Here is a 21,770-nt window from a genome sequence, read left to right on the forward strand (position 1 = left end):
GTCCGCGACTCGTATGGCAGGTGGCGTGCTCAGGGGTGTCCCGCGCAGCGCATCGTGGCAGATGTGAGAGATCGCATCCTCAGTGGGGCTGCTGGGATGTTCGAGCTCCTGGGTATTCCTGGTAGTCTTAAAGCAATCGTCCGGGCGTCAGCCTGGAATGCAAGCGGAGTTTCTCCCACCTAGGTGCCCGCCCGCCAGCGTTGAGTTGGTGTGGAAGGCCAGCTTCACGGCTGAGCGAGGGAACCGGGTTTGATCGGCGCACACGCGTGTGTCCGATGAATGGTGAACCTCCGTGCGCATGTGGCGTGACGGAGGTTTTTCGTTGCGTCCCAACGCATCCGTGGAAGGAGCCACCCATCAGCGAGACTCGTATTAACGAGCGGATCCGCGTCCCCGAGGTCCGCCTCGTCGGACCCGGAGGGGAACAGGTCGGCGTTGTCCGTGTCGAGGACGCGCTTCGTCTTGCCGAGGAGGCAGGACTCGACCTCGTTGAGGTTGCGCCCGACGCTAAGCCGCCGGTTGCCAAACTCATGGACTATGGAAAATACAAATACGAAGCCGCTCAGAAGGCTCGCGATGCTCGACGTAACCAGGCGAACACGCAGCTCAAAGAGATTCGTTTCCGCTTGAAGATCGACGATCACGACTTCGGGGTCAAGAAAGGCCACGTCGAGCGTTTCCTCTCGCAGGGAGACAAAGTCAAGGTCATGATCATGTTCCGTGGCCGTGAGCAGTCGCGTCCCGAGGCAGGTGTTCGTCTGCTTCAGCGCCTGGCCGAAGAAGTTGGGGACCTGGCAACAGTTGAATCCATGCCCCGCCAAGATGGTCGCAATATGACGATGGTTCTGGCACCGACGAAGCGTAAAGCTGACGCGGTGAACGAGCAGCGTAAGCGCCGCGAAGCTGAACGGGCTGAACGACGCGATAAGCGTGCGGAACGTGCGTCGAAAGACCAGGCACGCGCCGCGCAGAACAACTCAGCTGCTGGCTGACCTCACGGATTGAGACTGAGGGCTTTGACTAACGTCAAAGTCAGAGAAGAAGGAAGCAAGAAGATGCCGAAGAACAAGACTCACTCGGGTGCCAAGAAGCGTTTCCGCGTGACCGGATCCGGGAAGATCATGCGCGAGCAGGCAGGTGCGCGTCACCTCCTCGAGCACAAGTCCAGCCGCAAGACCCGTCGCCTCGCCAGCGATCAGGTTCTGGAGAAGGCTGACGTTAAGCGCGTCAAGCGACTCCTGGGCAAGTGAGTGGTTGGAAGTAGGGAGAAACTGAAATGGCACGTGTTAAGCGTTCAATTAACGCCAAGAAGAAGCGTCGTACCGTTCTCGAGCAGGCCTCCGGTTACCGCGGCCAGCGCTCACGCATGTACCGCAAGGCCAAGGAGCAGGTCACTCACTCCTTCGTCTACTCCTACCGCGACCGCAAGGCTCGCAAGGGAGATTTCCGTCGCCTGTGGATCCAGCGCATCAACGCAGCGTCCCGCGCCCAGGGCATGACCTACAACCGCTTCATCCAGGGCCTGAACCTTGCTGGAGTTGAGGTTGACCGTCGCATGCTCGCTGAGCTTGCCGTCTCGGACATCAACGCCTTCAACGCGCTTGTCCAGGTTGCCAAGGACGCCCTCCCAGCGGACGTCAACGCTCCTCGCGCCTGATTTTCGCGCAGAGACTTCAGCCTCATGGCGTCGAAGTTTTCACCTGAACGCCCAGCGGTCCTCGACAATCCGCATTCAGATCGAGTGCGGAAAGTCGCGGGACTTGCTGGGCGTTCTGCGCGTTCACGGACTCGCCTCATGCTCGTTGAGGGGCCTCAGGCTGTCCGCGAAGTCGTGTCCTTCCGCGGCTCGCATCTGCGCGACGTGTACGTGACGAGGACGGCCTCGGCCATGCACCCCGATATCGTTGAGGCGGCGTATCAGGCCACGCGATGGGTCCACGAAGTCACAGATGACGTTGCTCAGGCAATGAGTCCGGATGCTCAGGGGATTCTTGCGGTTGCCGAGCTTTCAGCGATCGATACGGACAATGGCGTGACGATACCTGAGGGCGCGACCATCGCGGTTTTCGCCCAGGGACGCGACCCGGGAAACGTTGGGACAATCATTCGTACCGCCGATGCGATGGGAGCCTCAGCGGTCATCACGGTCAGCGGAACCGTTGACGTTCGCAACCCCAAAGTTGTCCGATCCTCCGCCGGGTCAGTGTTCCACCTGCCGATTGTTTCCGTTTCATCTTTCGATGAGGCTGTTGTCCAGTGCCGCGCGTGGGGGGCGACGCTCCTGGGAACAACCGGGGGAAGTGGCACCATCGCCCTCGATACCCTTATTTCTGATCCCCGCTCCGTCCTCCGCGCAACTCACGCATGGGTCTTTGGCAACGAAGCGAAAGGCCTTCAACCCGAGCAGCTTCAGGCCTGCGACGTCCTCGTCAATATCCCGATGACCGGACCCACGGAATCACTGAACGTCGCGTCGGCAGCTGCGATGTGTCTCTACGCCTCACAGTTGCGCCGGTCAACCCGCTCAGCCCGCGGGCGCTCCGATAACACGGGCGCTCCGATAAGCTGAAGTCATGACGCTGATCAGTGAACTTGACGAGGGCGAACTCATTCGCCGTTTTCAGGAAATCCTCCCCGAAGGGCAACGCACGATCATCGGTATCGGTGATGATTGCGCGCAGATTGCAGCACCTGAGGGGTCTTTCATTGTGACAACGGACGTCATCGTTGAGGACCAGCACTTCCTGCGCGCGTGGTCGCGCCCAGAGGAAATCGGCGCACGCGTTGCCGCCCAGAACCTTGCGGATATTGCGGGGATGGGAGGGTACTGTTCCGGACTGGTTGTGTCTCTTGCCCTCACTGCGCAGACCGAGGTTGACTGGCTGATGGATGTCGTTGGTGGCATGGCGTCGCGCGCCCAAGCTGCGGGAGCCGGGATTATCGGCGGAGACCTGAGTGCCGGTGAAAAAATGGTGCTCTCTGTGACGGCTTTTGGGTGGTGTCCCAACGGTCCGGTCACGCGTACGGGCGGCCAGCCAGGCGATGTTCTCGCGGTGTGCGGCGAGGTCGGATGGTCGCACGCCGGCCTGGACTTGCTGCTCGGTGGGCACGTCGACCCGTCGACCCGGGATGTGGGAGTCCTGGGGGAAGCCGGAGCCCATGCGCTCGCAACGTATCGGGCCCCGAATCCGCCTCTGGAAGCTGGACCACGTGCCGCCCGAGCTGGCGCTCACGCAATGATGGATCTCTCCGATGGGATCGCAAAAGACGGGGGCCGCATGGCTCGGGCCAGTGGTGTTGTCATTGACCTTGATCGTCAAGCCCTGGAGGACTACGCCCGTCAGCTCGAACCCGTGGCTCACATGTGCGGCGGCAACCCCATGACGTGGGTGCTCAGCGGGGGAGAGGATCACGGGATGCTCGCGGCTTTCCCGTCGGATCGTCCTCTTCCAGAAGGTTTCCATCCGATTGGTCACCTGCGTCAACCTCGGACCGGTGAGGAGCCGTGTCAGCTCCTTGAGGGGCGCGAAGTAATCGGTGGTTGGGACCACTTCGCGCAGTAGCGATTCTCGGGAGTCCTCGTCAATTGACGAGGACGATTCCGCGTTCTCATCTCATCGTGATCAGTTAGCACGTGAGTAGTGTTGGTTGTGCCATAATGGTTCGCAATGAACTATCAAGCGAGGGGGTGCGCGTGACTGAAAGCTCCGAATGGCCGGCAGAGGTGCCAGATCAAAACACTGACGTTCAGGGAGAAACACCCTCCCGGGGAGATGAGTCCTCGCCTGACGCTACACATGTTCTTCCTTCTGCCGAAGCCGCGGGCCACGTGACCGGCGGTTTGATAGGTTCCGATGGGCGTGCCGCTCACGGTTATCCGACTCAGGGTGCTCCGATGGGATTTCCTTCGGGCGGTCCGATGTCGGCCTATGGTCCGGCAGGTGCGCCGGGCATGGGTGGTCAGGTTCCGGGGTACCAGGTGCCGGGTCCGAACGGTCATATTCCGGGGTACTACGTCCCAGGTGCGAGAGGTCAGGGTCCGGCTCCAGTTCCCGGTGGTCAGGCTCCGGGTGTTCCTGGACCGGGGTACGGTCAGGCGAATATGGCGGGTTCGGTGAGGTACCCGCAGGGGTATTACGCTCCACCTGCCCCCACATCTGGACCTGCGGGTATTCCAGGAGGTGTCCCCACTGCCGGTGGACCCGCAGCGCCCGGATTTGGTATGCCGGCGGCGCACCCGCAAACTCGTGGGGGACAGATGCCGCTCCCTCCGGGGGGATTTACTCCGGTGATGGCTTCGGCTACGCCGCCGAAGAAGTCGTCAGTGCCGCGCATCCTGGGAATGATCTTCGGTGTGCTCGTCGTGGTGATCATTGGAGGACTCGTGGCGGTTTCAGTGACGAACTGGATGCACCGCCCCGAGGTGGTGGTAACGAATTTCCTTGATTCTTTGGAGAAAGGTGAGGCTGCTGAGGCTGCCCAAGCCCTTGACCTGACGGGGGTGGCGGGTGATGACTCCTTCCTGAAGAACAGTAAGCTCCTGCAATCCGTGAGCAAAAGCGTCAAATTCTCAAAAGCGCATGTTCGTGAAGAGAAATCATTTGGGGACACTCAAGTCATTGCCGTCGACATTGTCGTCGCAGACCATCCCAGCCCCTATGAATTTATCGTCAAACGCACTGGGAAGCGTTTTGGCCTTTTCGATGAATGGTCAATAACCAATCCCAGCGTTGTCGCCGTAACGCTTGAACCCGGTGAGGTCGAGAGTTTCGACGTTGAGGGTATCCCCGGAAAACTCAATGGAAGTTCGACGTTCCTCCTGTATCCCGGACAGTATCAGATGACCCTTCGGGGACCCGGCGGGGTGAAAGCACAGCGCACTGTTGAGGCAATTCCGAATTCGGAGACCGTCGTCATTGACGGTGATGAGGAACTCCGGTCTGCCGGATACACAGGTCCGAGCGGTGCATCTAACGGCGTGAGTCCCGAACATCAGCCCGATTCTGGCCATGCACGAGACGCGCGCGGCTCCTCAAGCTCGTCAATGAGCATGGAGGAGCTTGAGGAACTGCTCAGAGCACACAGTGACGAGGCACTCGCCGCGGCCGTGGAATTTGCTGAAAAATGCGGGTCCGTTGTCGATGCAGCGAACCTTGATCCGGGATGCCCAAAAGAGGTACAAAACACGCGACTCGGGGTGTTGCAGACCGAGGAAGTCCCCACAGAGATCGTGCGTATCTGGGGCAATGAATTCGCAACAGACGCAGCACGCATCGACCTGAGAGCTCTTCCCACGGAAGAAGAGCCCAACCCCGAGATGATCCACCTATATTTCCGGATCCTGGGGAAGATGAGAGTGGATCGTACAGGGAAAATTGCTTTCGATGTGACCTACAGCTATAACTAAGTCTCGGCACCTCTCACGGGTCATGCTCGACCCTGAAGAGACAGGACATGCGGACTGAGGTCCGCCCTCGTCAATGAGAAAACGTGATGAGGGTGCATCCGCGGGAACCGGGAAAGCGGACGCCCCCATGTCCTCAGAGGAATTCCAGACCAACCCGACACACGATGTGTACCTGAGGAGAATGACATGAGTACTCCGAATCCTCATGCTGGCTTTGGCGCAGTGCCACAGCCGGACAACGGGCCCCAGCAGTTCCCTCCATCTCCGGTCGGGCAGTCTGCCCCTGGGATGCCAGTGACCCGCGGACCGCTCAGTGGACCTGGGATGCCGCCACCGATGCCTCAAGGACCGGTACCGTTCCAGGGACAAATACCGTTCCACGGACAGGTACCCCCGGCGGGACCGACCTACCAGCAGCCAAAGCCGCAGACCCCGCTCAGCAGGCAGATGAAAGCACTCGTCAGCCCGGCTGGTCTGCTGACACTCGCGTTCGAGATCCTGGCCACCCTTGGGGTGGGGCTCGTGTCGGCGCTCCTCATTGTTACAGGATCCTTCATTCTCAATACAGGGGTCCTGGGGTTCCTGGGATTCCCAGGACAAGTCATTAACTCGGAATTCTCCGCACCCGAGGCCACGATCATGCTCATCGGCGGCGTGCTCGGCGGAGGATTCACCTCCGAGACACAGACATTCACGATCTTTTTATTCGGCACATTCATCGGGGTGATTGTCACTCTTCGCGCGGTGCTGCGCCGACGGGTGTGGGTTGACGGAACGATCATTGAGACAATGCCAACCGCCGTTCGTGCGCTGATTGAGGGAGTGATTGTCGCACTGGTCATCACACTCCTGACGGCATTCTTCTCCGCTGACGACGGGGCCATCACATCTTTGACTCAACTGCAAACCGGGGCGTGGCATGGCGGGGAAACTCGACCTCTTGCCGTCCTGACCTTCATCGTCATCACAGTTCTTGTTGCCTGCGTAAGTTTTGTTGAACGGCGAAAGGCCGTGCAAGCCCGTCTACTGCCGCCGTTCCTCACGCAAGCGCTGCGTGAACTTAGGCGGGCTCACGCGATCCTCTTCGGTGTTTTCGGCCTCGTTACCTTAGCAGTCTTTGTGTTCATGTCGATCGTCAGCTTCAAGAACCCGGGAGTTCTCCTCCTTGCGCCGCTGTTCCTGCCAAACATGGCGGTATTGATGATCGGTTTGGCATACTTCGGCGAAGTCACTCCAAATGGAATCGGCATCGGATACTTCCAGGCACTCACCGTCCCCCTCGAAGGATTCACGATTCCCTCGCACCCCACGAGGGCGTGGTACTTCAACGACGGATGGGGATTCCTGCTGATGATTATTGGCCTCGTGCTCATTCTTGTCATGTCCGCGTCTATCGGTGTCCAACGCGAACGTACGTCGGTCCCGGTGTGGACTCGGGTATGGCAGACACCGCTGTGTGCGTTGATTCTCTGGATCGTCCTCGGCCTCGGAGTAACGAATTCCCATAACTTAACGAAAGACACGGGCACGTTCCTGCATGTCGGGATGTCCTGGTGGACACCGTTTACCGTCGCACTCGCATTCCTTGCCGCGTCGGTCCTTGCAGAAGTCACGCCCAGATACCTCGCTGCCAATGCTCCCGGGCTGCTGACCCTGTGTGCGGGTCGTCGGGCCACCCAGGCGTGGCTTGCGAGCCCTGTGCGTTTCGTTGCGCCGAAGACTCCTGCGATGAATCAGCCTCGTGCTCCTCACGGGATGCCGCAACAACCGATGGTTCCGATGGGACAGAGGGGACCGGTGGCAGCACCTCCCGCTCCCGGAAACCCAATGCCGGGTCCGGGTCAAGCGGCACCGGGGCAGCCCGCAGTCGGTCAACCAATGCCCGGTCAACCGGTGCCGGGGCAGCCGATGATCGTCCAGCCTCGTCCCGGTCAGCCCATACCCGGACCGCAGTGGGGAAGTGGCCCCACCGGTGGACAACCGGGGATGATGCCAATGCAGGGGCAGTCAGGGATACCAAAGCCGCAGAACCAGTCGGGGATGATGCCGACTCCGCAGACACCGACCGGGCAGGCCAGCACTGTCCAGGCATCAACGCAACCTGTTCAGGCGCAGGTCCCTCAACCCGATCCTCAACCCGAGCACACGCAAGCACCACACCCCATGCAACCACCAGCTCAGCGCGACGGTCTGACTCCACCGCCTCCGGCGGCTCAGTGAGCTCCATTCGCCGGCTCAGTGAAGTCCTATTGTGGGAAACTCGACACTTATTGTCAGGGCTTCGGGCTTGGAAGCAGAGGGCTTCATCGGCTACTCTGTCATGGTTGCCTGTGACGAATAATTCGTTGTGGGGCCGTCTCACCTCCGGTGGGAATGGCTGAATTGGAAACCGAGGAGAACAAAAGTGGCTGCCGTTTGTGACGTGTGCGGTAAGGGACCCGGCTTCGGCAAGAGCGTGTCGCACTCTCACGTGCGCACCAACCGCCGTTGGAATCCAAATATCCAGCGCGTTCGTGCCCTGGTCAACGGGACGCCGAAGCGCCTGAATGTGTGCACCAAGTGCCTGAAGTCCGACCGGGTCGTTCGCGCGATCTGAGGTTGATTGCTTCCGCGTGAAGCTCATTGACGCGATGGGGTCTGCCATGATGGTAGGCCCCATTGATCATGATGGTCAGGCTTTAGGATAGAAGCATCGTCGCTTCAAGGAACTGAGGTCTCCATTGCCACTGACAGCTGCCACCCTTCAAGATGCTCTGGGCGCTGCCGCCGATGAGGCATCCCGCCTTGCTCCGTTCCTCAACGATCTCGACGGATGGGACGGGTGTGACTGTGACACGGGGTCAAATGCTGCACATACTCTTGCGGCCCTCGCACAAGCCGCACGATCCCTTGACTCTGCGGCCTCCTTCGCGGGCGCATTAGAGGTTATTGCCGAAACCGGGGTGACCAAGAGCGTCGGCCACATCGGGGTGATCCTCACGGGGATCTTCGCCGGTTGGGCACACTCGGTTGCTCACGTCAATGGACCGATGACTCCGGTTGCACTGCGGCGGATGTTCCGGGAATCAATCCCCGCCGACACGGCCTCGGCCTCGTATTCGTCGGCGATTGACGACATGCTCGCAGGGGCTCGTCGTGAGCTTGACGAACTCGGGGAAACACTTCCCGATGATCTTGACGTCATCTCCCGTTTCTCAATGCAAGCACAGATTGGCCTCGTTGAAGCCACGGATGACGCAACGGGGCGAATTGACGCCGGAGGCGCAGTGCTCGCCCTCGTTCTGACCTGTCTAGACTCTGCGGCACGCAAGGACCCAACGATGCTGGAGTCCTTCGCCCAGATGCTCGCTGACCTTGCCTCCCGCTCGGGCGCGGCACCTTCTCCCCAGGCTCCGCCCCCGGGCCGTGATTTCACAGTTGACATCGTGTGGCAAGGGAGCGTCGAGGAATTCCATCAACTGACCCAACGCCTTCAAGCGCTTGGTGCCCGAATGTCGATTGTCGGCGGGGTGGATCTTTTTGGCTTGGGAACGTGGAGAATCCACGGTGATACCTCCGCCCCAATCGCCGCCGTTCCCCGCTGCGGTCGAACGATTCGCTTCCAAGTTTCGGACGCGCGCCCCGACGCTGACATCGGAGTCGATGATCTTCAGGACGAGGGACTCAGCCACCGAGGGGTTCGTCTCCTCGAACGACGCCCCGTACGTCGCGTCGAACGAGCAAGCGTGATCGCGTGCACCCGAGCCCCGGGTCTCGTTGAGGACCTCGCTCGGGCCGGGGCCGTTGTCTTCCTCAACCCTCATCCTGAAGACGCTGTTGGACTGTGGCAAGCCGCGGTTCAATCATCAACGGGGGTGGCGCTGATCCTTCCGTGTGACGACGCGAGCAGGCGTCTTGCCGTGTCGGTTGCTTCTCTGATCCCCCCTGTTGAGGATGGGGTTCCCGGCCTCGTCGTGGCGGAAAGTCACGATGATCTTGCGGTTTTGGCAATCAGTGAAAAGTGCGCGCCCCTATTCGTTCCACAGCCGGGGGGACGCGAGGTTGCCCGTCAAATGCTCGCAATGCTTCACGAACGAGCAGGCCAGGCAACAGCACATTCGCTGACGGTCGCAGTGCCTCCGGAAGTGGACCTCCACGAAGCGATGGCACAAGCCATCGACCAGGTGCGAGCATTCTCGCCGAATCGTTGGCGTCTTTTACTCAATCACGACGATAACGGCCCGATGGTTGCAGCAACGATCCGCCAGATGCTCGCTTTCGATGTGACAACAGATGTGGAGATCCACGACGGAGGCCAACCCGGTCCCACGCTCATCCAGGGGCTGAGGCAATGAGCCCAACTCGCAGCCGAGCAACGGGTGAGCCCGAGGAACCAGAACCCCGTAAGGCGCAGACGCGCGGCCGGATGAACTCCTCGATGAACGGCCTGGACATCCCCCTTGATCTGCGTCTTCCCGCACGAACGGCACGGACTTTTGCAAAGGCCGGGATTGAGACGGTCCGCGATCTTCTCCGCATCGCCCCGAGGCGCTACTACCACTGGGGTGCGTTGACTCCTTTGTCGACGCTTCGCGAAGGTGACGACGTGACGATCCTTGCCGAGGTGGTGTCCACTTCCATCGTTGCGAATCGCTCCCGACCGGGCGTGCGCTGCGAAGTCCAATTAACCGATGGGGTTGCCACAATCGGGGCGACGTTTTTTGCCAAGAACGAATACACACTCATCCCGCATCGCAAGATCCTCACTCCCGGGGCATCGATGCTGTTCTCGGGCAAGGTCGGATCCTATCGGGGGCGGCTTCAGCTCACCCACCCGAACTTTGAGGGAGCCGAAGGCGACGAAGAACAGATTCGCCGCCACGTTGATCGTCCAATCCCAATCTATCCAACGACAGCGGGGATCACGTCCTGGGTGATCTCGCGGGCGATCGGCGTCGTCCTCGATACGCTCACCGAGGACACCATTCCCGACGCTCTGGGAGCGCAGCTGCGTGCGACTTATGCGCTGGCCTCTCCGCTCCAGGCCTATCGATTCCTCCATCAACCTGAAGATGATGAGCAGTGTGCCCTGGCGAAGAAAACTTTCGCATGGGAGGAAGCATTGATTCTTCAAGGGGCGCTTCTGGCTGCTCGCCGGGGTGCTCGTGCATTGGAGGCTCCTGCGTGCCAGGTCCAGCCGAACTCTCTCGTGACGACGTTCATGGAGTCCTTGCCTTATGAACTGACGCAGGCCCAGGACGAGGCTTTAGGTCAGATCTCGGCGGACCTGTCTCTGACTCAGCCGATGCTTCGCCTGCTTCAGGGGGACGTGGGTTCAGGGAAAACAGTTGTCGCCTTGGCGGCGCTCATCCAGGTTGTGGGGGCCGGCTATCAGGGGGCGCTCCTTGCACCAACGGAAGTTCTTGCTCTCCAGCATGTTGAGTCGATCCGCGCTCTCTTGACCCGGGCGGGAATCCTCGGGGGTGGTCTCATCGGCAACGAGGAGGGGAACGAGGACGAGGCTCCACCACGCACCGGGAGCGCCCGCGCTGCTGAGGATTCGACGGAGACGAGTGGTGCGAACCCACAGGCCAGGGGAGTGGAGGTTCGTTTACTCACGGGCTCAACGCCCCTTCGGGCACGACGTGAGATCCACGCGCTCATGGAATCTGGAGTCCCCATGATCGTCGTGGGAACGCACGCGCTGCTGAGCGAAGGCGTGTCTTTTGGCAACCTCGCTCTGGCCGTTGTTGACGAACAGCACCGTTTCGGTGTGGCTCAGCGTGACAAGCTCCGCGTCATGGGTCCGAACGGACGCGGTGTTCATCAGCTGGTCATGACGGCAACCCCGATTCCTCGGACAATCGCGATGACAGTTTTTGGTGATCTTGACGAGACGCGGATGACGGGTCTCCCTCCGGGGCGAACTCCTGTCCAGACTTTCCTCGTTGATTCAACGAACGCTTCGTGGATGGAGAGGCTGTGGCAGCGTGCCCGCGAAGAAGTCGACGGGGGTGGTCGCGTTTATGTTGTGTGTCCCCGAATCGATCAGGATGACGACGTTCCCGATGGAGACGAGGCCGAGGCGCGCCGCCCACCGCTGGCATCGGTGAATGCGGTTGCGCACACACTGCGCGGCCTGCCCGTCATGACGGGAGTGTCGATTGCTGAGCTGACTGGGCGCACGTCGAACGAGGACAAAGACGCAGTGATGGCGGCGTTCAGTGCGGGAACCGTTCCGGTCATCGTGGCGACAACGGTCATCGAAGTGGGAATTGACGTTCCCGAAGCAACGATGATGGTCATTCTTGACGCCCAGCAATTCGGTCTCTCGCAGCTCCATCAGCTTCGTGGCCGCGTTGGACGTTCCGATCGTCCATCGGTGTGTATGGCGGTGCATCGCCACGAGATGACAGATGTGGGACGACTGAAACTTCAGGCTTTCGCTTCGACGACGAATGGTTTTGATCTGGCTGAAGAAGACATGAAAATTCGCCAGGAGGGTGATGTTCTTGGCGCGCAGCAGTCGGGTCGGCGTTCTCACCTTGAGTTCCTTTCCGTTCGACGCGACGCAGGAATCATCGAGAAGGCCCGCAGTGAGGCGGAGAGAATTATCGAGGACGACCCGGATCTTTCCTCTCATCGCCAGCTGGAGTGGGAAATCATTGAACGTTCCGGGGAGACTCTTGCCTGGCTCGAACGATCGTGAGGCGGTTGGGTCCATCACCCGCGCGGTGATGAGGACGGATTGCGTGCACGGCGTCTGTTCCTTAGGGGATCACCCTCCGGCTATGCCATTGACGCTTTGGCATGTGGATGCAGCTTCGTCCTCGTCCACAGGATCTACTCCGACTGTGCGAGGATGTCGCTTTGTCGCCTAAAGTGTGCCCATGACTCGCATTGTTTCCGGAAGCGCCAAGGGGCGTGTGCTTCGTGTGCCCCCTCAGGGGACGCGTCCCACCTCAGAACGCGTTCGCGAAGCTCTGTTTTCGCGTTTGGAGCACTGGGGGATGATCGAGGGCACGCGCGTTCTCGATCTCTATGCGGGCACTGGCGCTCTGGGGCTTGAGGCTGTGTCTCGTGGGGCAAGCGACGCCGTCCTCGTGGAAAAATCACCGAAGGCGGCGCGAATCCTTCGAGAGAATGTTGCGTTGACGGAGCTGGATGCTGGAGTGCGTTCAGCTGATGTCCATGCTTTTCTTGGTGGCCGGACGGGTGAGCCATTGACAGGCGAATTCGGCCTCGTTTTCATTGATCCGCCCTATGACATTGACGAGGATCGTCTGGGGAAGACTCTTGAACTCCTTGGTCCGTGGCTGAGCGCAGATGCTCTTGTCATCGTCGAACGATCGGTGCGTAGCCCCCAGCCGCGATGGCCCGTATTCCTGCGGGTTGAGGATCGCAGGACCTGGGGGGATACGGTTGCTTGGATGGTGGGTCCACCAACGCCGAAGGACTCGTAGGATACTTTCATGACGACCGCAGTATTTCCAGGTTCTTTCGACCCCCTGACTTTGGGGCATCTCGATGTCATTGAACGCGCGCACGCCCTCTTTGACCGGGTCATTGTTGCCATCGGTGTCAATCGGGACAAACGTTACCGGTTCACGGTGGATCAGCGCCTGGAGATGATCAGATTGGCTGTCGGAGACCGTGAAAGAGTTGACGTCATGGAAATGAGCGGTGCGCTTGTGTCCTTCGTCAAAGAACAGCACGCCGATGTTGTGATTAAAGGAATACGCGGTGGCGCGGACGTTGAATGGGAAAGCCCGCAGGCCGCGGTTAACCGTGAGGTTGGGGGAGTAGAAACGCTGTGGCTACCGACCCGGCCGGAACTCGCCCACGTGTCATCGTCGATGGTTCGGGAACTTCTTGACGTGCAAATCCGGGTTGATCGGTATGTTCCTTCGGCAATCCTGCCACTGATATCAGACAATAAGGGTGTCCAGCGTGCACACTAAGACGGAGGAAACAATGTCGAATCTCGACGACCACAGCACCGCGCAGAGCGAAGCTCCTGAAACCTGGGAAGACCAGGCCGTCTACGGACCCTCAACAGTCATCGCGGCGCTCGATCAGATCGAAGCCCTCGTTGAACGTGCACGCAACGTTCCGCTGTCGGCAACAATCATCGTCAATAAAGCAGAAATCCTTGACCTGCTTGATCAGGCACGTGAGGCTCTGCCGGAGGATCTTGTTGCCGCCGATGCCGTTGTCGCGGATGCAGATGCGGTGCTCGGGCGAGCAGATTCAGCGGCGGAAACAACGATTGCCGAGGCAAACTCGCGTGCAACGGCCACACTTGATAGCGCGAATGAACAGGCCGAACACATTGTTGCCAACGCCAAGGAAGAAGCTGAACGCACAGTCACTCGGGCACAGGAGGAAGCCGAAGCAACTCTCGCTCAGGCACGTTCTGATGCTGAATCGGCGCTCGTTGATGCACACACCCAGGCGGAAAAACTTGTGTCCACGGAGAACATCACGCGGATGGCTGAGGATCGTGCCCGTGAGATCGTTGCCGACGCTCGGGAAAAGGAACAGTCCCTCAAGGAAGGCGCAGACGACTACGTTGCGAAGTCCCTGAGTGAGTTGGCTGGGCTCCTGACAGATCTTCAGCGGCGCACCGAAGCTGGCCGCCGCACGATCGCTGAACGCCACGGCGTTGACGTCACGGATGTGAAACTTGACGATGAGTGAGCGCCCGCTCGAAATTGCTCTCCACGCGCTTCCCCGGTCAATCGGATCAACTCTTCATGCGCAGACACAGTGGATTGTGCCTGATGATCTGGGAACGCCCGCGATGGCAGTTGATCCAGGGACCGTTCTGCCAATTGACGTAGACCTGACTTCTGTGGACGGAGGCGTCCTCGTTGATGTGCGGACGCATGCCACGTTGCGCGGAGAATGTGTGCGATGCCTTGACCCGGTGATTAAAGACTGCGACATTCACTCCGTTGACGTCTATGTTGAGCAGGCAGCATCCGTAACGCGGGTGGCGGGTTCGCAGGGGAAAGAATCACATCGCGGGTCGCAGCGAGGCGTTGACGCCGAAGGAGACGGTGAGTTCCTTGACGACGAATACCTCATCGGTCCGCATGACACTGTCGATATCGAGACCCAGCTCAGGGATGCGATCATCACCCTCGTTGACGACCGCCCGCTGTGCCGACCCGACTGCATGGGCCTGTGCGATGTCTGCGGAGAAAAATGGGAGGAACTGCCAGAGGATCACCGCCACGAGGTCATTGATCCGCGCCTGGCATCTCTCGCGCATTTCTTTGACGAGGCCGACGCTCGCCAATCAGCTGAGAACGGTGGTGAACACTAGGAATGCCGCGTGCGAAGAAGCTTCCTATTCCCCCGTCCACTGATCGGACTGAACTGATGAAACGGTGGGGAATTACCGTTGACGATGACCTCCTTGAGCTCGCGCTGATGCATCGGTCCTACGCGAACGAGGCCGGAGGAATCCCCAATAACGAGCGCTTAGAGTTCCTTGGGGATTCTGTTTTGTCGATCGTCATTGCGGATCGACTATTCCACGATCACCCGCAGGTCACTGAATCTGACCTGTCGAGAATGCGAGCAGCAACTGTGTCCCAGGAGCCACTGGCAATTGCGGCGCGCCGCATCGACCTCGGCCAGTACATTTACCTGGGCAAAGGTGAATCCCTGTACGGAGGCCGAGACAAAGACTCAATCCTCTCCGACACCTATGAAGCGATGATCGGGGCAACGTATCTCACTCACGGCCTTGAACCAACCCGCCAAGTTATTCTGACGAACCTTGAGTTCCTTCTGAAAAACGCTGTTGTCCGCGGGGAACATCAGGACTTTAAGACGCAGCTTGTTGAATATGCACAGGCCGCTGGACTTGGAGAGGTTCGTTACGAGGTCACGGGAACCGGTCCCGATCATCATCGCGTCTTCACTGCCCGCGCCTTCGTTGCCGAATACCCCGAAGCGGTTGGCAGTGGCACGGCCTCGTCGAAGAAACATGCGGAGAACGCGGCCGCTCAGGACGCGATGACACGTTTTGATTCGGCATCCTCGGTGTGAACATGTGTGCTGCGGGATCAGGATCGGAATGCATCACGGGCATACGGGCACGTCACACCTTCGACACCCGCGAGAAAGGCTAAGATGGGCGAGTGACTGAGAACACCCTTGATTCTAAACTCATTCGCGTGATGATCGTTGACGATCATGAAATCGTCAGACGAGGGATCGCTGAGATTATTGACCGCGCGGACGAGCTGGAAGTCGTCGCCGAGGCCGGTACGGTTGCGGATGCGGTGCGGCGCGCTGGACTTGTCCGCCCCGATGTGATCCTCGTGGATCTCCAGCTTCCCGATGGCACGGGAATTGACATCATGGAGAAACTGCGGGAAACACATCCGGAGATCCTCCCGATCGTTCTCACCTCATTTGATGATGACGAGGCGTTAGCGGAGTCTTTGGATAAGGGTGCTCGCGCCTATATTCTCAAGACGGTTCGTGGTGCGGAGATCACGGATGTTGTCAAAGCTGTTGCCGCTGGCCGCGTTCTCCTTGACGAACGTACTCTGACGCGTCGGCGCGCAGATCATGATGATCCAACGGCCGATCTGACCCCCTCGGAACGTAAAGTCCTTGAACTCATCGGTGATGGCCTGTCGAATAGGGAAATCGGTGAGAAGCTGGGGGTTGCCGAAAAAACCGTGAAGAACCACATCACGTCGCTGCTGTCGAAAATGGGGTTGCAACGCCGCACCCAGGTCGCAGCGTGGGTTGCGGGGCAGCGCGCAGCTGCGTGGCGTCACTAGGACAAGTGACCTGGGGCTTCGCCCTCGTTAATGCGTCGACTCTCGAGCGTGGCTTGCCAGGGGAATCTCCCAGGTCAATTGGGTGCCGAGCCCACCGATCCCCGGCGTCAGCGTGAAGGTGCCACCGTGTCGGCGGGCCCGCTCACGCAGATTACTCAGCCCAGAGGATCGTGTCCTATCCGGGTCGATACCTCGTCCGTCGTCGGCAATGCTCACGCGGACCATGCCTAAGTGTTCCCGTCCGGAAAGCTCAACGCGGACGCTCGCGGCGGTTGCATGCGCGTGGCGGGCAATGTTGGACAATCCCTCGCGAACAACGGCAACGATATCGTCGCTTCGATCCGGGTCGATGCGCCCGTCAAATTCCATGATGCGTCGAGGTTCAAGATCTTCTTCGGCGTTAATTTCCACCCCATCAAGGGTGATGAGCAGGGAAGGGGCATAGCCGAGGACGGAACGCGTCAGCGATGTTTCACGGCGCACCCGCTCAACCGTTCCGACGTTCTGATCGGGTTCGCGGATCTTGTGGATGATCGCGCGGATTTGCCGGACGGACTCGTCAATGGATGCAAGAGAATCATCGAGGATCTGTGACAGCTTGGCGGAGGAGACCGCTTCGCCGGAGTCGATGAGTTGCTTCGCGGAATCTAACTGCATGCCCGTGGCAAAAAGTTGTTGAATGGCGAAGTCATGGAGGTCCCGGCCGATCCGGTCGCGTTCGTCGAAGAGGGCGGCAACGTCCTGGGCGTGGCGTGCGGAGGCAATCTCAAGGGCCAGGGCAGCTTGGGAGGCCAGGGATTCGGCAAGTGAAAGTTCTGAGGAATCGAATTCGGGTGAGCCGATTTTCCTCAGAAGAATGAGCACACCCGCGGAAGCCTTTCCTGAACGTAGGGGAGCGTAGAGAGCTGGACCGAAGGATGCAAGCGCGGGAAGCCGCATGGTCTGGGCGCGCGCCATCGAATCAACGATCATTCCGGTTCCCTCGTTAAGAACAGACATCGCCCGACCTTCGTGGGGGAAGACAACGCCGAGAAGGGAATCGGCCTGGAAGCCGTCGGTGATTTCGGCGGCCCACGTGTCGCCGATTGAGGGAAGCACAATGATTGCCGTGTCCGCGCGCGACACCTCGCGAACAGTACGGGCAATCAACTCAAGTGCTTCCTCCTCTTCAGCGCCCTCAAGCATCGTTGTTGTCAGGTTCTGCGAGGCAGAAATCCACCGTTCGGTCCGGCGGGCATCGGCGTAGAGGTGAGCATTTTCCACGGCAATTCCCGCCGCTGGTGCCAGGGCGTTGAGAACAGCAACATCGGAAGGATCGTAGCCCCCGGGCTTACCCGTGAGGTAGATCCGGCCATAGACCTGTTCTTCGATGAGGACGGACACTCCGAGGAAGGGGGGAGTTGCGGGTGGGAGAGCGACCTCGTCAATTTCCTGAGGATCGTTGACAACAAGGGCTTCACCTGTGGGGATAAGAGAAATCAACACCCCTGGGACCGTGGGCAGCTCAGGGGAGTCGTGATGCTCAATGAGCATGGTTGTGGCTCCCCACGTGTCTAAGACAGATAGGGCGCCGTGCGGTGAACCGGTGAGCGCACACGCGCGGTCAACGAAGTTCTGGAGGGCGGCGCGCAGATCAAGTGTTCCCGTTAAGTCAAGGGCTGCGCGAAGTAACGCCAGCGACGATCGGTCCGAGGTCATGCGGGTTCCTTTCGGTCAATCGCGATGGATGTCAGGCAGCGACAATGCCGCATGTTCCTGCTCGTATGACCACCGATAATTCGTGTTCGTCTCCATGAGATGTGCATGCGTTCCCCGAGCAATGATCCGCGCGGGACCATCCGCGGCGTCATGGTCCCTCTCCGCGTCGATGAGGAGTACTTCGTCGGCGGCATCGAGTGCGGAGAGCCGATGGGAGACCACGAGAACTCCGCGCGAATGATCAACATCAACGAGTGTACGAACAAGAGCGTCGGCGGTGGGGCCGTCAAGATGCTCACCGGCTTCATCCACGAGCATCAGAGGTGCCGGTACGGCAAGAGCGCGTGCCATGAGGAGACGTCGGCGTTCTCCGCCGGAGACAGTCCGTGCCTGCGATCCGATGGTTGTGGTAAGCCCTTGAGGAAGAGATGTGAGCCAGCTGCCCAGACCGACACGTTCAAGGAGTTGCGTTGCTTCGTCCTCGTCAAGATTCGGACGAGCGACCCGGATATTTTCGAGGACGGATGTGGCAAAGACGTGGGCGTCTTCGGCGGTGACCGTGACGAACTGCGTGATGTCGGCGCGGGAGGCTTCCCACGCGTTGACACCGTTGATTGTTACAGATCCAGCGCGCGGTGGAATAAGACCCGCGAGCGTCATGAGGAGAGTGGTTTTCCCAATACCGGATGGGCCAACGATTGCTAGCGTGGTCCCGGGTGTGAGAGTGAGATCAATACCTGAAGCGATGATGGGACCGCCCGGCCATCCGATCGCGAGGTTGTGTGCACGAAGAATACATGTGAGGGCACCCGTTGTGGGGTCTGTCTGCGCGGGGATCGTGGGTGTGGACAACGTGGGAGTCGATTCCCCAGCGTGCGATGCGGGTGCGGGTGACGCCTCGTCCTCGAAAAGCATTGCGGCGATACGTTCGGCAGCTCCGGCCGAACGCACAAGTTGAGCACACGCGGGAGCCACTTCGGCTGTCCCCTCGAAAGAAGATAGGGGAGTGAGGACAAGGACGGCGAGAAGAACCTCGGCGAGAACTCCGGATGTTGTCTCGGGGATCCCGATCAGGAGAGAAGCAACAACCGCAAGCCCCATCGCAAGACGATCAACACCTGCGGCTATGCCAGCAACCCGGGCGGATCGCGCCGTGGCCGACGTTAAGGCGTCCTCGATGGAGGACAGTCGCGAATGCATGCGGGGAAGTGTTCCGTTGACCTGAAGTTCGGTTGTTCCCTCAAGGAGAGTCAATGTTGTTGTTGACAAGTCTGTGCGGGCCTGACGTGACGCATATTCGGCCAGGCGGGCAGCTCTCATCGATAGGAGCGGTGCAACGATGCCGGAGACGCACAGACATAGGGCAAGAATAAGAGCAGCCGGAAGAGAAATGAATGCAAATCCCGTCACCGTTGCAATCCCGACAATGAAGGCAACTGCGGTGGGCATGAGAGACTTGACGATGATGTCGCCAACGTCGTCAACGTCGGCGCCTGTGCGGGCAAGGAGGTCCCCACGTCGCAGCATCATGATCCTGTCCGTTCCCTGACGAGACACGATGTCGTAGACATTTTGTCGGAGGGCATCCATTCCGGTCAGAGCGACCTTGTGGGAAGCAAGACGCTGACAGTACCGCAGCACGGATCGTGAGACACCGAAAAGGCGAACAGCCGTCGCAGCAACGAGGAGATAGAGGACAGGCGGATGCTGGGATGCGCGGGCAATGAGCCATGCAGCGGTGGAACCCAAAGCAATTGCCGACCCCAGGCCCAGCGTGCCCAGCAGGATGGACAGGGCAAGTGCTCGACGGGAGATTCCCAGAAGAGGGATGATCCGTCGAAGCGCTTTCTTCTCGGACTTTGTTAGAAACAGCGTCATCGTTGACCTCCGTCGACGTGACCGGATGCGCCGACCATGTGATCGGTGGTGTCGCTGTGGTGGTCGTTGAGGAATCCGGGAAGGGTCACCGAGAGATCCTCCTCTTCCCTGTGGGCAACGAGGATCGGGTATTCGGCAATCTCTTCTGGGGTGGCCAGGCGCGTTGTCACATCAATGACCGAGTCAGCGCGGGCAACCACGGCATTGCGGTGAGCAATGACGATCACGGTACGTCCCTGACGGTGCATGTGTTCGATCGCCTTGATGACGGTTTCTTCGCTGACGGCGTCAAGATGGGCGGTGGGTTCGTCAAGGACAACGATGGGTGAATCGTCAAGCATGGCGCGTGTTAGGGCCAGACGCTGTCGCTGTCCGACGGATAGTCCAACACCTCCGTGGCCAACGCGGGTGGCCCATCCGTGGGCAAGGGCATCAACAACCTCTGAGAATCCCGTGGACTCTGCGGCCTCGCGCAGACGCTCACTGTTGACCCCGTCGCCCTCGTGATTGTCGAGGACGGCCCCGTCTGTGACATTGTCCAGGAGCGTTCCCGGAAGAATCGTTGGAGCCTGGGGAACCCACGTGATCTGATCCCACCACGTTTCCTCGTCCACTTCCGCCAGGTCGCAGGAGTTCGCTGCCTCGTCCTCGTCCCCATGAGAGCGCAGGAGAACCTGGCCACGCGTCGTTGGTTCAACGCCGAGAATTGTCATGACGGTTGTTGTTTTTCCGGCTCCCGACGCGCCAACAAGAGCGGTGAGGCTTCCCGGGGTGATCGTTGCGCTGAGTTCGGCGGGTGCCCACGCTCCCCGGGCTGCGACACAGACATTGTCGAGGACGATGTCGGTCGTGCGCATCTCTGGAGCTTTTTGCCTCTTCTCCTTGTTCTGAGGAAGGGGCTCTTCGATGATTGCGAACGCTGCCTCAGCGGCTGCTACCCCGTTCGCGGAGGCGTGGAATTGGGCGCCGACCTGTCGTAGGGGTTCGAAAACTTCCGGGGCGAGCATGATCACGGCAAGACCGGAGAACAGGTCAATAGAGCCACTGACAAGACGCATCCCGACTTCGACGGCGACGAGGGCAACGGACAAAGTTGCGAGGAATTCAAGGACCGCTCCGGAGAGGAAAGCAACTCTCAGGGTTGCCATCGTCAGGCGCGTATTTTGTTTCCCCAGGGCTTCAAGATGTTTTCGTGGACCCCGTTCACTTCCCAGGCCTCGAAGCGTCGGTAGCCCGGCGATGAGGTCAAGGAGTTGAGAACCGAGTCGCTCCATTGCCGTGAGTTTTGCCTTCGATGATTCCTGAGTGAAGCGTCCGATGAGAATCATGAAGACCGGGATGAGTGGAACAACGAGTGCGGCGATCAACGCCGACCAGAAATCCAACGTGAGAATCGTGGCCAAGGCCAGTGGAGTAACCGTACATGTGAGGAATAACTGGGGAAGAAACTTCACGAAGTAGGCGGAGAGGTCATCGAGTCCTCGGGTGAGCAGCGTTGTCGTGTCCGATGCGTGGAGGGCGCGCCAGCGAGGACCGAGTTTCTCAGCATGGGTGATCACTGCGCTGCGTAGCTCACGGATTGCCCTGTCGGCGGCCCGATGGGCCGTTGCGTCACGCACTGCGTGGGCGAGTGCGCGGGCAATGACAACGCAGATGAGAGCGATAATCAGGGGGAGAACCTCACCGAGTGGCGCCCGGTCAGTAATGACGGGGGAGGCGGCACCCGAAATGAGGAGTGCTTGGACAATGACCAGCGCCGCAGTGACGATGCCAAGGCCCGCGGTCAAAAGGATATGTCTGCGTGCCGAGCGAGCATATTTGAGTAAACGAGGATCGAGTGGACGCACGGATCTATTGTGCCATTTTCCCGGCGGATCGATGTGTGAGGACCGTAGCTCAGACGGCGTGGATTGGTGACTGTTGAACACTCCGACGGGGGTGTCCACCTGGTCGACATGATGGTGAGGACCGATCAGATGTTTCTCACTCGCTGCCGTGAT

The 21,770-nt window shown here is 59.8% G+C and carries 19 protein-coding genes; 16 read left to right on the plus strand and 3 right to left on the minus strand.

The genetic code is table 11. The features are described from left to right. The first annotated feature begins 305 nt into the window (after positions 1 to 305). The 16 genes from infC (at position 306) to G7Y41_RS03510 (ending at position 16,194) form a co-directional block, all read left to right on the plus strand. On the plus strand, positions 306 to 992 hold the full coding sequence (gene infC / locus G7Y41_RS03435) for a translation initiation factor IF-3 (RefSeq protein ID WP_196819541.1): 687 nt from the start codon (positions 306 to 308) through the stop codon (positions 990 to 992). A gap of 63 nt (positions 993 to 1,055) precedes the next feature. Continuing rightward, on the plus strand, positions 1,056 to 1,250 hold the full coding sequence (gene rpmI, locus G7Y41_RS03440) for a 50S ribosomal protein L35 (protein WP_165218309.1): 195 nt from the start codon (positions 1,056 to 1,058) through the stop codon (positions 1,248 to 1,250). 26 nt (positions 1,251 to 1,276) lie between these two features. Beyond that, positions 1,277 to 1,657, plus strand: coding sequence for a 50S ribosomal protein L20 (rplT, locus tag G7Y41_RS03445; protein WP_165218307.1), 381 nt, complete (start codon positions 1,277 to 1,279; stop codon positions 1,655 to 1,657). 24 nt (positions 1,658 to 1,681) lie between these two features. Then, the gene (locus G7Y41_RS03450; RefSeq protein WP_165315192.1) at positions 1,682 to 2,569 is read left to right on the plus strand and encodes a TrmH family RNA methyltransferase; all 888 of its coding nucleotides are present in this window, start codon (positions 1,682 to 1,684) and stop codon (positions 2,567 to 2,569) included. 4 nt (positions 2,570 to 2,573) lie between these two features. Continuing rightward, positions 2,574 to 3,563 carry a thiamine-phosphate kinase gene (thiL, locus tag G7Y41_RS03455; RefSeq protein ID WP_165315191.1) on the plus strand — a complete coding sequence of 330 codons (990 nt, stop codon included), beginning with the start codon at positions 2,574 to 2,576 and terminating at the stop codon, positions 3,561 to 3,563. Between the two features lie 131 nt (positions 3,564 to 3,694). Continuing rightward, entirely contained in the window at positions 3,695 to 5,407 is a 1,713-nt protein-coding gene (locus G7Y41_RS03460) for a hypothetical protein (RefSeq protein ID WP_165315190.1), read from the plus strand. A gap of 186 nt (positions 5,408 to 5,593) precedes the next feature. After that, entirely contained in the window at positions 5,594 to 7,627 is a 2,034-nt protein-coding gene (locus G7Y41_RS03465) for an ABC transporter permease (RefSeq protein ID WP_196819542.1), read from the plus strand. 184 nt (positions 7,628 to 7,811) lie between these two features. Then, entirely contained in the window at positions 7,812 to 8,003 is a 192-nt protein-coding gene (rpmB, locus tag G7Y41_RS03470) for a 50S ribosomal protein L28 (protein ID WP_165218301.1), read from the plus strand. A gap of 124 nt (positions 8,004 to 8,127) precedes the next feature. Beyond that, the gene (locus tag G7Y41_RS03475) at positions 8,128 to 9,741 is read left to right on the plus strand and encodes a DAK2 domain-containing protein (protein ID WP_165315189.1); all 1,614 of its coding nucleotides are present in this window, start codon (positions 8,128 to 8,130) and stop codon (positions 9,739 to 9,741) included. Between the two features lie 83 nt (positions 9,742 to 9,824). Next, positions 9,825 to 12,095, plus strand: coding sequence for an ATP-dependent DNA helicase RecG (locus G7Y41_RS03480; RefSeq protein WP_165315263.1), 2,271 nt, complete (start codon positions 9,825 to 9,827; stop codon positions 12,093 to 12,095). 181 nt (positions 12,096 to 12,276) lie between these two features. Next, entirely contained in the window at positions 12,277 to 12,849 is a 573-nt protein-coding gene (rsmD, locus tag G7Y41_RS03485; RefSeq protein ID WP_165315188.1) for a 16S rRNA (guanine(966)-N(2))-methyltransferase RsmD, read from the plus strand. A gap of 9 nt (positions 12,850 to 12,858) precedes the next feature. After that, complete coding sequence (coaD, locus tag G7Y41_RS03490; RefSeq protein ID WP_165315187.1) at positions 12,859 to 13,347, plus strand: pantetheine-phosphate adenylyltransferase; 489 nt, start codon at positions 12,859 to 12,861, stop codon at positions 13,345 to 13,347. A 13-nt stretch (positions 13,348 to 13,360) separates the two neighbouring features. Continuing rightward, complete coding sequence (locus G7Y41_RS03495; RefSeq protein WP_165315186.1) at positions 13,361 to 14,086, plus strand: hypothetical protein; 726 nt, start codon at positions 13,361 to 13,363, stop codon at positions 14,084 to 14,086. Further along, positions 14,079 to 14,717, plus strand: coding sequence for a YceD family protein (locus tag G7Y41_RS03500; RefSeq protein WP_165315185.1), 639 nt, complete (start codon positions 14,079 to 14,081; stop codon positions 14,715 to 14,717). The genes G7Y41_RS03495 and G7Y41_RS03500 overlap by 8 nt, the downstream gene beginning before the upstream one ends. A gap of 2 nt (positions 14,718 to 14,719) precedes the next feature. Next, positions 14,720 to 15,448 (plus strand): ribonuclease III, encoded by a 729-nt coding sequence (rnc, locus tag G7Y41_RS03505; RefSeq protein WP_165315184.1) that lies wholly within the window; start codon positions 14,720 to 14,722, stop codon positions 15,446 to 15,448. Positions 15,449 to 15,579: 131 nt separating this feature from the next. Further along, positions 15,580 to 16,194 carry a response regulator gene (locus tag G7Y41_RS03510; protein ID WP_165218541.1) on the plus strand — a complete coding sequence of 205 codons (615 nt, stop codon included), beginning with the start codon at positions 15,580 to 15,582 and terminating at the stop codon, positions 16,192 to 16,194. A gap of 27 nt (positions 16,195 to 16,221) precedes the next feature. Here G7Y41_RS03510 and G7Y41_RS03515 read toward each other — a convergent pair whose 3' ends face one another. From G7Y41_RS03515 to cydD, 3 genes are read right to left on the minus strand one after another with little or no spacing between them, the layout of a single operon-like run. After that, positions 16,222 to 17,892, minus strand: a complete 1,671-nt coding sequence (locus G7Y41_RS03515) for a sensor histidine kinase (protein WP_165315183.1) — start codon at positions 17,890 to 17,892, stop codon at positions 16,222 to 16,224. Between the two features lie 15 nt (positions 17,893 to 17,907). After that, positions 17,908 to 19,770 (minus strand): thiol reductant ABC exporter subunit CydC, encoded by a 1,863-nt coding sequence (cydC, locus tag G7Y41_RS03520; RefSeq protein ID WP_165315182.1) that lies wholly within the window; start codon positions 19,768 to 19,770, stop codon positions 17,908 to 17,910. Then, on the minus strand, positions 19,767 to 21,617 hold the full coding sequence (gene cydD, locus G7Y41_RS03525; RefSeq protein ID WP_165315181.1) for a thiol reductant ABC exporter subunit CydD: 1,851 nt from the start codon (positions 21,615 to 21,617) through the stop codon (positions 19,767 to 19,769). Before cydD ends, cydC begins: the two co-directional genes overlap by 4 nt. Between the last annotated feature and the right edge of the window lie 153 nt (positions 21,618 to 21,770).

This window comes from Schaalia sp. ZJ405, from assembly GCF_011038885.2.
Lineage (GTDB): Bacteria > Actinomycetota > Actinomycetes > Actinomycetales > Actinomycetaceae > Pauljensenia.